This is a genomic window from Haloprofundus marisrubri (genome assembly GCF_001469955.1).
Taxonomy (GTDB): Archaea; Halobacteriota; Halobacteria; order Halobacteriales; family Haloferacaceae; genus Haloprofundus; species Haloprofundus marisrubri.
The window spans coordinates 270,535-283,255 of the sequence record NZ_LOPU01000029.1 but is presented as its reverse complement, the minus strand read 5'-3'; the positions used below and the strand labels follow the sequence as shown (position 1 = coordinate 283,255).

At 51.6% G+C, this 12,721-nt stretch carries 10 protein-coding genes; 5 read left to right on the top strand and 5 right to left on the bottom strand.

The window, feature by feature from the left end:
• Positions 1 to 38: 38 nt before the first annotated feature.
• Together AUR64_RS11850 and AUR64_RS11845 are read right to left on the bottom strand one after the other, a co-directional pair.
• Positions 39 to 1,310: a Fic family protein gene (locus AUR64_RS11850; RefSeq protein ID WP_058582157.1), complete on the bottom strand. Its 1,272-nt coding sequence runs from the start codon at positions 1,308 to 1,310 to the stop codon at positions 39 to 41.
• Positions 1,311 to 2,190: 880 nt separating this feature from the next.
• Positions 2,191 to 3,099 (bottom strand): halocyanin domain-containing protein, encoded by a 909-nt coding sequence (locus AUR64_RS11845; protein WP_082230757.1) that lies wholly within the window; start codon positions 3,097 to 3,099, stop codon positions 2,191 to 2,193.
• A gap of 270 nt (positions 3,100 to 3,369) precedes the next feature.
• Here AUR64_RS11845 and AUR64_RS11840 point away from each other — a divergent pair, with 270 nt between their 5' ends.
• Entirely contained in the window at positions 3,370 to 3,738 is a 369-nt protein-coding gene (locus tag AUR64_RS11840) for a winged helix-turn-helix domain-containing protein (RefSeq protein ID WP_071391270.1), read from the top strand.
• A complete protein-coding gene (locus AUR64_RS11835; RefSeq protein ID WP_058582155.1) occupies positions 3,735 to 4,016 on the top strand; it encodes a DUF7521 family protein in 282 nt (93 codons plus the stop codon). Before AUR64_RS11840 ends, AUR64_RS11835 begins: the two co-directional genes overlap by 4 nt.
• Positions 4,017 to 4,374: 358 nt before the next feature.
• Here AUR64_RS11835 and AUR64_RS20100 read toward each other — a convergent pair whose 3' ends face one another.
• Entirely contained in the window at positions 4,375 to 4,875 is a 501-nt protein-coding gene (locus tag AUR64_RS20100) for a GNAT family N-acetyltransferase (RefSeq protein ID WP_082230755.1), read from the bottom strand.
• Between the two features lie 483 nt (positions 4,876 to 5,358).
• The gene (gene aglF / locus AUR64_RS11825) at positions 5,359 to 6,090 is read right to left on the bottom strand and encodes a UTP--glucose-1-phosphate uridylyltransferase AglF (RefSeq protein ID WP_058582153.1); all 732 of its coding nucleotides are present in this window, start codon (positions 6,088 to 6,090) and stop codon (positions 5,359 to 5,361) included.
• A gap of 111 nt (positions 6,091 to 6,201) precedes the next feature.
• Here aglF and aglM point away from each other — a divergent pair, with 111 nt between their 5' ends.
• Positions 6,202 to 7,500: a UDP-glucose 6-dehydrogenase AglM gene (gene aglM, locus AUR64_RS11820; RefSeq protein ID WP_058582152.1), complete on the top strand. Its 1,299-nt coding sequence runs from the start codon at positions 6,202 to 6,204 to the stop codon at positions 7,498 to 7,500.
• Position 7,501: 1 nt separating this feature from the next.
• Here the strand turns inward: aglM and AUR64_RS11815 are convergent, their stop codons facing one another.
• Positions 7,502 to 8,527, bottom strand: coding sequence for a sugar phosphate nucleotidyltransferase (locus tag AUR64_RS11815; protein WP_058582151.1), 1,026 nt, complete (start codon positions 8,525 to 8,527; stop codon positions 7,502 to 7,504).
• An 816-nt stretch (positions 8,528 to 9,343) separates the two neighbouring features.
• Here AUR64_RS11815 and AUR64_RS11810 point away from each other — a divergent pair.
• Both AUR64_RS11810 and AUR64_RS20755 read left to right on the top strand, forming a co-directional pair.
• The gene (locus AUR64_RS11810; protein ID WP_082230753.1) at positions 9,344 to 10,585 is read left to right on the top strand and encodes a glycosyltransferase family 2 protein; all 1,242 of its coding nucleotides are present in this window, start codon (positions 9,344 to 9,346) and stop codon (positions 10,583 to 10,585) included.
• 1,398 nt (positions 10,586 to 11,983) lie between these two features.
• Positions 11,984 to 12,679, top strand: coding sequence for a glycosyltransferase family 4 protein (locus AUR64_RS20755; protein WP_162265540.1), 696 nt, complete (start codon positions 11,984 to 11,986; stop codon positions 12,677 to 12,679).
• Positions 12,680 to 12,721: the final 42 nt, after the last annotated feature.

Genomic DNA, 12,721 nt, shown 5'->3' with positions numbered 1-12,721 from the left:
GGTGCCACATTCTCTTGAATTTGTATTCTGTGCGAGTCTCAAAGTGGTCTATCGGGAAGGTTCCACGCGTGTTCAACATCGATGAGTTCTGCCGCGTCAGGCAGACCCTTTGCAGGACGTTCTACGAGATCCATTATTTCTTCTGCTCTGAATACGCGGTTCTGTTTGTTTCCGGTGATTTCCGTAACGACCCCGTCTGCTTCTAAGCGATCAACAGCGTTGTTCGCAGTCTGGTAGACGACATCAATTCGTTCGCTTGCTTCTCTAACCGTGAAGTATGGATCTTTAAACAACGAGAGAGCAAGACTCCGAACCGACTTCGGTTGCTCAGCATATTCGGTCACGTATTTCTGACGTGTGTTAATGAGCAATTTTGCCCGTACAAATGCTTCTTCAGCTTGTTCGCGGATTCCTCGGAGGAAAAAGAGGAGCCACTCATCCCACTTGCCCTCCTCACTTACAGCTAAAAGAAGATCTGTGTACTCGGTGCGACGACGTTCGATATAGGCGCTTAGAGAAAGCAATGGGTAGTGAAGCAACCCACCGGCGATAAGCATTAGAACGACGAGGATGCGGCCGACACGGCCGTTACCGTCCTTGAATGGATGGACCGTCTCAAATTGGTAGTGAGCGACAGCTACGTCGATCAATGTGGGCAGAGAGTTGCCTCCCTGTATAAAGCGTTGAAGATCCTCCATCAGACCCACAACAGTATCTGGTTTGGGAGGCACGAACCGGACACGCGTTCCAAACCCACGTGGGATGTCCTCCTCGATGACAGCAAACCCAGGACGAAACTGTCCAGGTAGCGGGTCCTCGTCATCACTACGACCTTGTTCAAGCAATTTCCTGTGGAGTTGCTTTATCAGTTCAACGGTGAGACTGGAGCGATTGAACCCTGCTGTGCGCAGATACGATACTGCCTCATCAAGCGCGTGGATGTAGTTCCGAGCTTCCCCGACATCGGCCTCGTAGTCATTCTCTGCAGATTCTCGGAACGTTAGTTGATCCACATCGTAACGGTATATGTCGGAGACTGTGACGGCGGTACCTTCAACTCGCGAAGACTGTTCTGCTTCCTTGTAAACGAACGAGCTGAATACTGCACCAGGGTTGTCAATCTCGCTGCCCAATCCCTCGAGACGACCAAGCGCCCACATTGCTCGTCCGTGTTCAACGATAACCTCATCAGAGAGATCAAGCCTGGGTGGGAGTTTGTCTGGGAAGTATGCTTTCGGGAGACGTTGGTCCTCACGGAGTGGAAGATACTGTCCAGGTGCATTTGGTGGGAGGTCGTAACCGTCGATCATTACGTCCAAATAGGCACTACCAATTAAAAAATTATCGCCTTTTTTGGAATTGCACGGCCAGTATAGAACTACAATTGCAGAATAGCGATCCTAAATAGAATTGCAACCTCTGGTAAGCATCGCTGTTCAATCTCGGTGTGTTGCGAGTGGAGATTGACTTCTCAAAGCCCGATTGAAGACGAAATCACACTCGTAGCCCGTGATAACTAAAATGCGATGTGACTGCCCCAGAGGCACTCAGTCTGACAAAAAGCGCTTTGATACCGGTGTATTGGTCCTTTCTCTGGTGTTCGAATACGGTGACATTCGAGATGTACATCGTATGTTATCTCACACCAAACACCGGTACGACTTTTACTTTCGACACAACCTTGGAGGGTATGTGTTCACCCGACTCAATCGTATGGGGCAGTGGTTGTCTCATCTTCGGGGTGCCTGCTGCCATCTGGCCCTACCAAATCGCTCGCTCCGAAGAACTACTTGATGCGATCGGACGCAAACCCGCAGGACCAGTCGAGCCCACAGAATGGAAAGTCAATCTCACTCGTGGCGTCGGCATTGTGCTAACACTCCTTGGCATCTTCCTTACCATCTCTTGTGTGATGTGAACCGTCGGCCCTCAAGGAGCAAACAGGGTGCTGTGAGCGAAGAAAAAGGGTGTTCGCTTGATGCAGAAAACAGTCCGATGCTGGAGACAACCCGTACCCTACGACCACTTGTATCAGCCTAGTCGGTCACTTTTGTCGAAGCATGGATTCCTTGCTATGGCTACGAGAAACGCCGCTGGTAGAGTTCTACGTCAAAAAACAGTGACAGGCATGCCAACGAATACTGAAAACCGCGAGTGATGGCGAGTCGTTGAGTTGTGTGGCTCAGGACGCTATTCGACGATGATGGCTCCTCGTCCCCCGAGTGACTCGTGCGGTTCGCAGGCGTATCGGTAGATGCCCTTCTCCTCGAAGGTGTACTCCAAGTGAACGCCTGCCTCAGTGTAGACTTCGTCCGTCCTGACGTCGATATCCTCGAAGGCGACGGTGTGTGGACCACTATCCTCTGCCCACTCCCATTGCACAGTCGTTCCTGAAGAGATCTTCAATACTACCGGATCGAACGCAAACGTCCCGCGGTTGCCTTCGGCTCCGGTAGTAATGGTCGTGGTGTCCGTATTCGTTTTGTCGGTGATGGTGCCGTCGAAGGTGTTGCTCAACTGAACCCACTCGTCGACTTCCTCGATGCCAGTAGTTGGTGGCTCTTTGACGATGACTGCGCCTTTCATGCCCTCGTCACGATGTGGTTCGGAGACGAACCGATACACCCCAGTCTCTTCGGGCAAGAAGAGGTATTCGTACGACGTTCCCTTCTGGGCGTTCGTCCGCCCACTATCGAACGTACCGTCGAGGGCGACCACGTTGTGTTGGCCGCCGTGGCCAGTCCAATCCCACTCGACAAACGTTTCGGGAGGAACTTCGATTACGGGTGGGTCGAACGCCCACTCGTCATCGACAGGATTCCCAACCCAGATTGTTGGCTTCGATCCTTTGCCGTGGCGAATGACCTCTCCATCGTATCCATTCGCGTCTGCAAGCCACTCTTCTAAGGACTCTTCGGGAGTTGACTGTGGAGCGTCGGTGGTTGGTGACTGTGTCTCTGTGTCAGTTTCTGTCGACTTATCACCAGCACCGCCGGCGACTTGCCCAGAATTCCCACTGGTAGTACAGCCTGCTGTTACGGCGAGACTGGCAAGTCCTGCAGTCTTGAGGTACCGTCTCCGGGTCGGGGACTGTTTCATTGCAATTTGACCATCGGGCGCTGCGCCGAACAATAAGGGGGATGATTTTCAACATCTGGAAATCATCACTTCTACTTTATATTGGGGCAATGACATCCAATCGGTAGTACGACTATCGAATCTCACACAGACAGCACCCTCACTAACACGCTACCTCAGTCGTCGCCAATTGATGTTCACCCCCCAAGATGGCCAGCCCTCACAGACACGAACCAATCGGAGTTGCCTCTTACAGGGAGTCACAATGCGATCTCTCAAGTGTCGACAAACATGCCCAGTGAGTCTCCACCCAGTACAGAACTGCAAACCGTACTCGAAACGCTTGCAGACCCCGGGTGTCGAGAGATACTCAAAGATCTTGAGCAGCCACGCAACGCAAAGGACGTCTCTGAGATGTCGGAGTTCTCCCAGACAACTGCATACCGCAAACTGCAAGCACTCTCTGATGCTGGTCTCGTCCGCGAAGACACAGAAATTCGGTCCGACGGCCATCACGTGAACACCTACGAGCGTTCGATTACGGGTGTGGCAGTCATGTTCGAAGAAGACGGCGAGATTGAACTCGAACTCGGAACTGTTCGACAGCCTGCAGACCATCAGCTCGCACAGTTTTGGTCGCGTATGAGCGAGGAATTATGACTAGCGAAATACCGTTTCTCGTTATCGTTCTCAAAACGATTACACTGCTCATTGGTGGGTTCATCACCTACACCGCCTTTTCGGCAGCTCGCAAAAGCGGCTGGAAGGGACTGACGTATCTCGCTGCAGGGTTCGGCATCGTCACCTTTGGATCTCTTCTCGCCGGTGTTGGAGACCAACTCTTACTGTTCAGTACACATAATGCGCTTATTGCCGAAAACGCGTTGACGGCCATCGGGTTCGCGGTTATCGCCTACTCACTGTACGTTACCCAGTGATCAGATGACCGAGTAGAGTGTATTTACCGTTGGGACCGAGTACATGGTCCAAAGAAGCAGGTGAACGACGAGCACTGCATGGACATCTCCTTGTATCTGCGTGGCTGTCCTCTGTCTAAGTCAGTACGTTCTCGAATTTTTAACTCTTCGTCAAATTGTCGGTAACATCACTACGTCTGTTACATCACTCCCGATACTTATTCTGGTTTTCAGGTATCAGATGACTATTTTCTCACATCTGGTTGTTGGCTCTAAGGCAGTTTTTGCTGGCTCTGTTGAAACTCTCGTAAGTGGATAATTTGCAGAGGCCGATACTGAATACAGAGCGCAAGTCGGTCAGTCTTCTACTGCGACCCGATTAGACGAAGCGTTTGAGTCGAAGCGAATCTCTATCGCTCGCTTCACCGTATGCCTCTCGCTGGCCTACGACTTCAAAATCGTGTTTCAGATAGAATGATTTGCCAATATCGTTGTCTGGAACAATGGAGACCCACTGCTCCGTTGCCCCCTGCTCTCGTTGTTGCGCTGTTATTGATTCGAGCAGATGAGAGCCAATTCCTCTTCGTTTCATCGTTGGGTCAACGTATAGGACAAATACTTCTCCAGTAGACGGGTCAGTGAGGCCACCACCACCTGCGCCAACTACTTCGTCATGTTCAAGCGCGACAAGCCAACCGTCCCAGTCTTCTGGCGAGTTTACCTCCTGTGCCACCTGTTCGGGAGTGTAGAAATCTTCAATGGTCGCTTCGATCTCTTGCTCGGGAAGGATGCCCGAGTAAGTTTCCCGCCATCCTTCAGCACAGACACGACAAATTCCATCGACGTGGTGTGGCTCCGCAGGAACCACTGAGACAGTCATAACACCAATCGTTTGCCTGGCGATTAAGTGTTTTCTCAGTACTATTTTGACCCGATTCCCTAGCCACCAAAATTCCAATTGTTGACATTCGCGAGTGCGAGGTTCACCCTCTCTATTCAGCACGTCGCTTCGGTCTGATTCTGAGGATTTCGACAGAACCGTTTTGCTCCCTTGTTAGGTGGCGTATCCGCACTCACTAGCCGGTTCTATTCTGAATAGTCGACGTCGACACACCAGCCACCAATGCGCAGTGCATTGATCATCCAGCAACTCTACAAGGAGAGGTTGGTCGGATCCGTGATTCTGTGCTCATCACGGTCAAACGGTTGAACGCGAACACACGCGCTTATACCTCGTTCCGTTTCGTCGATCACTGTCCAGCGAGATGCAACGAGGTGTAAGAGGTGTTTGTTGCCTGCAGACGACAAAACGAGTCTACACTACTGAGACAGCCCTACAGAAAGGCAACTGCTGTACGACTAACTAGTTTGCAGCGGTCACTTCTTGGTCCTGTAGCCGACGTTCGGCCTCGTCACGGTCCTCTGGGTAACCGACGTCAACGCGCCAGCCATCGATACGCAGTGCATCGATCGTCCGGCCACTCTGCAACAGCAGGTTGATTGCGTCCGTAATTTCGTACTCGTCACGGTCGGAAGGCTGGACGAGATGGCAGGCGTGGAAAATCTCCGGTGAGAACGTATAGAAGCCAGTCATCACGAGGTTCGTCGGGGGTTCGTCGGGTTTCTCGATAACTTCAGTAATCTCGCCGTAGTCGTTCGTGTTACAGACACCGTAGCGACTGGCTTCTTCTTCGGGAACTTCCTCAACGAGGAACGCGGCGTCGGCGCGCTGTTCTTGCTGGCGTCGCATGACGTCACCGAGGTTTGCCTCGAAGATGTTGTCACCGAGCATCAACACGAAGTCGTCGTCGATGTGGTCCTCGACAGTAAGGAGGGCGTGTGCGAGTCCGTTTTGTTCACGCTGGTGGGCATAGGTGATGGGAACGCCCTGGACTTCGTCGCCGTAGTAGCTGATAATCTGTTCTTTGTCGTGGCCGACAACGACGATGAACTCGTCTGCCCCGAGGTGTGCGAGCTTCTCGAAACAGTGCGTCAAGATTGGTTCCCCGTCGACTTCGACGAGGCCTTTCGGTTTGTTATCGGTCAGTGGCTTGAGCCTGGTTCCCTTGCCGGCTGCGAGGACGACTGCCTTCATAGCACACTCGCGGAACTAATTGCACGTAAGTCTTTTCACAATAACAGAGTGTTTGGATTGTCTGGATTATCTCCTGAACATTCTTACGTGGTCATATCCACACCCTGAGCAATGCGCGTCAGCATCATCGGGAGCGGATACGTTGGGACCACCCTCGCTGCTTGTCTTGCGGAGTTCGGCCATGAAGTCGTCAACGTCGACATCGACGAATCAATCATCTCACAAATCGAAGCCGGTGACGCCCCCATCCACGAACCGGGACTGGATGAGTTGATTGCAGAACATGGAGGCAATCGACTTCGGGCGACAACTGACTACGAGCGTGTACTGGAGACTGACGTTACGTTTCTCGCGCTCCCGACTCCGTCGGATGAAGATGGCCACATTAATACCGGAATTATCGAGGCTGGTGCGCGAACCCTAGGAGAGACACTTGCAGAAACAGACGAGACGCACCTCGTTGTCACCAAGAGTACGGTTGTCCCCGGAACCACCGAAGACGTCCTTGCCCCGATTGTCGCTGATGCATCAGGCAAGACGCTGGGCGAGGACCTCCTCATCGGGATGAACCCTGAGTTCCTCCGAGAAGGCAGCGCAGTCTCAGACCTTCAAGATCCAGACAAACTCGTGTTCGGTGTGAACGAGGGTGAGGCGGCGAGTCTGCTGCACGAGTTGTATGCGCCGCTGCAAGAAGAAAATGACAGCGAGATCCCGGTTGTTGAAACCGGAATTAGGGAGGCAGAGATGATTAAGTACGCGAACAACGCCTTTCTCGCCTCCAAGATCAGTCTCGTCAATGAACTTGGGAACATCTGTAAAGAATTCGGTGTCGATGCCTACGAGGTCGCAGATGCAATCGGACTCGACGACCGAATTGGTGAACGCTTCTTGCGGAGTGGCGTTGGCTGGGGTGGTTCGTGTTTCCCAAAAGACACAGCCGCCATCATCACCGCTGCACAAGAGGTAGGCTATGACCCGCAACTGCTCGAGGCGGCAGTCGGCGTAAACGAGAAACAACCAGAACGACTGCTCTCGTTGCTTGATGACCGGACCGATGTCGACGGAACACAGATTGCTGTGCTTGGGCTTTCGTTCAAACCAGGGACTGACGACATTCGTCACTCCCGTGCGATACCAGTCATCGAGGGCTTGCTGGAGCGAGGTGCAACCGTCGTCGCGTATGATCCTGTTGCAGCCGAGAACATGCAGGAACGGTTCCCAGATATCGAGTACGCTGACAGCGCTTCTGATGCACTCTCCGATGCTGATGGAGCGGTTGTCGTGACTGACTGGGATGAGTTTGCTGCCCTTGATGACGAAGTCGAGGCGATGAAAAATCCGATTGTGGTCGATGGCCGCCGTGTGATTACCCGCCGTGAGGGAATCGAGTACGACGGGCTAACGTGGTGAGTTAGTTCTGTACGACTTCAGTCGCTTCCTCGGCTGACTCTGCTTCGTCTTCTGCGTCTTGTGCGACCGTCGTGTACGACCCAATAACGCTCTCGGAGAGGTCGATGTTCTCGACGGTTGCTTCGGAGTCGATTACAGTGTCGTCGACGGATGCGTTCGTGACCTGGCTGTTCGGGAAGACTACCGAACGAGCGAGTGTAGAGTCACTCACGGTTGCACCGGGAAGCACTTGGACACTCCCTTCGAGACGTGAGTTTTCGACGGTGGCGTCGTCGGCGATGAGCGGTTCGCCGGCGAGCGCCCAATCAATCGCTTCGAGATAGCCGTCTGCAGAGCCAATGTCGAACCACGCACCCGAGAACGTGAACGCACGAACGGTTTGTCGCGACTGCAGCCACTGGAGGAACCAACCCGGTTCGTCTGGGTTGTTGTCTGAAGAGAGGTACTCGTCGAACTGTGAGAGCACCTCCGAGGGGAACGCATAGCAAGCAAGCGAGACGAGCGTACTGTTGGGGTTCTCAGGTTTCTCTTGGAAATTTACAACCTCACCGTCGTCGAGTTCGACGAGACCGTACGCTTTGGCCTTCTCTTTTGATCCGACGTCGTACGCCGCAAGCGATGGCGTAGACTGCTCTTCGAAGTGGTCGATGAACTCGTCGAGGTCGAAACTAAAGAGGTTGTCTCCGGCGACGACGACGAGATCCTCGTCGTTGTCTTCGAGGCCTTCACGGTTGATGAGTTGGGCGAGTGCACCGACGACACCGAACTTCTCGTCTTCTTCGACCGTCTCCTCGACGGAGAGCCGTGGTTTCTCGAACTCGGATTCTTCGAGGTGGGTCTCGAAGTCCGGGGCGAAGCGTTCGTTGGTGCTCACGAAGACGTCCGAGATACGGTCGTCGTTTTCGAGGTCCGAAAGCAGCTCGTCGATGACTGTCGTCTCACCGACTGGCAGCAGCATTTTCGGACGGTCTTTGGTTAGTGGCCAGAGGCGGGTTGCGTACCCTCCAGCGAGTACAATCGCTTGCATAGGAGCGTACCAGCCCTTGATAAGTAAGAACCTTACTATGTTGACTATTGAGTTGACTCAACTATTGCCAAGTTCATAAAAAATCGTGAATGTCTCGTTATCGCCACTCTTTGAGACTGTAGTGGAGATTAGATGAGATTTCAGGATCCTCATCGAGGTTCTGTGGTTCGATATCTGTCTGCGTCTGAATCTGTGACTCAGACTTCCCTGCCCATGGGTGTTCGATGAGGCCGCGGCGAATGAGCCAGCGATGGACGGCGAGTGTGAAAGTCCGTCTAACTCCCATAGACACTGATAGAGTATCTGTCGGCATTGTAATGTGAGTGCTACCGACTGGACTTTTGCTGTAACTCCAGTCTTCGATTGTTTACTGCTGAGCTAACAGTACTGTGGGAAAGAGTTATTAGGTAGCTCATATGTGATTCTTGAGTAGATGGCCTCCAGTCAGCGTGATACCAAACGGCACGGGGATGAGTCCGAGCAAAGCAAGCTACGGTGCCGAACCTGTGGTATTTCGGTCTCTCGTGAAGAGACGGGAATGCTCTCGATGTCGATTATGATGAACTGTCCCGAGTGCGGGTCGCCGCTTTGAGTTGAGTTCGGAGAGACTACCACATTAAGGACCATGTAAATTATCGACGAATCAGAGACTTCTACCTTCTTAGAGTATTATCACGAAAGCAACTCTTTAGTAGTAGCAGTATTCACTACTTTTCAGAGATAGGTTAGTGTGACAAGACGTTCTGTTTCGCTATCCTTTTGCGGCCATTCAGGTCGCATACACCCTATGTGTCAAGGGGGGGAATTCAATACAAAATGTCAACGCAAAAAACAAACGCAAATCCACTCCGGAACTCACAATCCACCACGATTGACGTTCCAGACGATATCGTAAGCGACCATCCCGGCGACAAATATCTCGTCGACGAGGATAGTCAGAAGACGCCTGAATTCACCATCGTGATGCCCACCCTCAACGAAGAACAGGGCATCGCAGAGTGTGTCCGCCGTATCAAGAACGCACTCGTCGACCTCGAGATGACCGGCGAAATTATCGTCAGTGACAGTTCCACTGACCGAACACCCGAGATTGCAAACGCACTCGGTGCACGCGTCGTCGTCCCGGACAAGCCAGGATACGGGTATGCGTACATGTACGCCTTCGAGCGTGCCCGTGGTGACTACATTGCCATCGGCGACGCCGACTGTACGTACGACTTCGAAGAGCTGCCGAAGCTCTATGATCTCGTGGCGAACGGTGACGCCGACATGGCCATGGGAAGCCGCCTCGAAGGCGAGATTCTGCCCGGGTCGATGCCGAAGCTTCACGAGCACATCGGGAATCCGTTGCTGACGAAGTTCCTCAACGTCTTCTACCGCGCAGGCGTCAGCGACGCCCACTCTGGCATGCGTGTCTTCTCGAAAGACGCACTCGAGACAATGGACCTCCAGTCGACAGGGATGGAGTTCGCCTCCGAGATGATCATGGAAGCCGGCGCGAAAGATTTGGAAATCGAAGAGATTCCAATCACGTACCACCCACGCGAGGGTGAGGCAACGCTCGAGAGCTTCTCCGATGGCTGGCGCCACGTCAAATTCATGCTCGTCAATGCCCCTGGACAGCTCTTCTCAATTCCAGGAATGCTTCTCGGTGCACTGGGCATGCTCGTCATGGGACTCGCATACACGGGTGTCCAGCTTGGGCCTGCCTCGCTCGGACTTAACTCGATGATCGCCGGCAGCCTCATGACACTCGTCGGGTATCAGGTTGCAAGCCTCGGAGCCTTTGCGACCGTTGCGAGTGACCCAATCCAGAAAGCAAACGACCCCTTCACGACGTGGCTCACCCAGCGTGTGAGCCTCGAACGTGGCGCAACGATTGGACTTGCAGTCTTCGCCGCCGGGGCAGCGTACGCCGCGCTCGTTGTTGGGCAGTGGTTCACCGCAGGATTCGCATCGATTCCTGTTGCAGAGGCCAACATCGCGGCCTTCACCGCCATCATCCTCGGGATTCAGATGATCTTCGGATCCTTCTTCCTGAGTTCGATCGCAGAGTAGGAATTTTGACTGCGGTTTTTGTTCGCTGTAAGCCGCCTTGTAAACACTTTCAGTGGGTTTCCAACGCTGACAGCAGACAGCCGTACCTTCTGAAATCACACGAAACGAGGGGGATCAGTAACACTGTTGGTCGCAGTCCAACTTTCTACACCTCTATACTTGCTCGGCTATGGAGACAGCAAAGGTGAAGCTGAAGTCTCCAATTGGGAGTTTCGAGAGGCGATTTTTGACGCTGACTGTAAGAAAAGTATGCGAGCGAAAGAAGAAATGGTCAGAGCGTGAGTCAAAGATCTTCGAGAGTGGGATATTTTCGATCGACGTGCTGATCCCTCCGACTATCGCTACCACGTTGTAAATAACCAGAAGACCCTGGTTTCAGATGGTAGTGGGGTTCCAGAACCGCGCCTTCGGAATCTACGAGGTTTGATTTCGACGGTTCCTGTTCGAAGTGTATACGGAGAAATCGCCGCGGCAACTACTGCGGGGTCTGCAGCACTAATCTGTGGGCTAATCACGATGGTTCATCTCTCGGCACCTCTCTGGGCGCTCATTGGAGTGTTCGCGCTCGTGTGGGCTACAGTTTCGACGGCAATCGTAACTGGTGGGTTCGGTTTATTGGTAACCACTACGCGATCGGATCCTACGACTTGGTTTCTTGACGAGTCTGCATAGGGTTCTGGGTAGATACTAACTTGATATTGATCGTAAATGATCTCTGTCAACCACCCTGGCGTGCTCGTTCGGTTCGTACGTCTGAGTTGAAGGCCCCGCATCGAATGGTACTGAAATCAAAAATGGCCACTTAGATTGACTTAGTAATGACAGATACGTTATTTATAAGTGAACAAATACAGAATCAAGATTATGGAGATTGATTTAGGATTTATACCTGTTGATCGGCCCGGTCACGGGGGCACAGGGTCGGTACAAACATCGACATTATTAATTGAAGAAATGTCCAAGCATTTCAATTTGACAGTATATATCTTGTCAAATGATAGTGTTGATTATCAGAAATTGCCAGCTGTAAATAAAGTGGAGTACGTGATCTTGGACGACCTAGGGACTATGCCACACCCACTACATAACAAAATCAAGTCTCTATCAACGCTTAAAACCCAACTTTCGGAACACGACCTTGTGCACTCCTACTGTTCAGAGTATATCTACCCTCTCAATGATGTCGATACTCCTACAATTGTTACGCTCAACTCGTATCGCCCTGTCTGTCCAAAAGAAGATTTGCGGTTTCTGAACAACAGCAAATGTAGTGGTCCACAAGTTCTGAAGTGCACAGGTTGTGTTTTGAGGAGTTCAATCAAACGCAACCAAGGCTTTCGAGAGGAAATAAAATCAAATTATACGTCGCTCTACCAATCGAAGTTAACTAAAGACTCAATGGAAGGAAAAGACAACATTTCAGTATACCACTGTTTGTCTCCTCATCTAAAATCGGATTACGATTCTCTGGGATTTTCCAGCGATAAAATGAAAGTTATTCCTCACTTTTATGATAAGTCGTTCTATAATGATCCATCAGATGATGAAACCAAGGTTGATGTTGAGTCACCTACCGTCCTAACCGTTGGAAGATTGGAAGAGAAAAAGGGGGTCCAAGATCTTATTCGGGCTCTTCCTCAAATCGTAGAAAATGGGTATACGCCAACGGTTCGGATTATCGGTTCAGGATCTTATGAGAACAAACTCCGAAAGCTAGCAGATGCCCTTGGTGTAGACGAATACATAGTTTGGAAAGGGTTTGTAGATTACGAGAGACTACCAAAGTGGTATTCTGAATCTGACTTGTTTGTCTATCCAGGTCTCTGGGATGAACCCTTTGGAAGGGTGTTCTTGGAAGCAATGGCTAGCCAGACTCCTGTTCTATCATCAGAAGTTGGCAGTGTGGAGTATATCCTAGGAAACGCTGGTCTAACCTATGAACCGGGAAGCTCCAGCCAACTGGCTACCAGATTTGATGAGATACTATCTCATTATGACAAATATAAAAATGAGATACCAAGTCAACTCAGAAAATTTGATAAAAAGGCGATAGTTAAACAGTTCAGGAACTTGTATATGGACGTGTCGAAGTGATGCAGCTATATCTGACTCTCTAACGCGGCATATCTATATAAG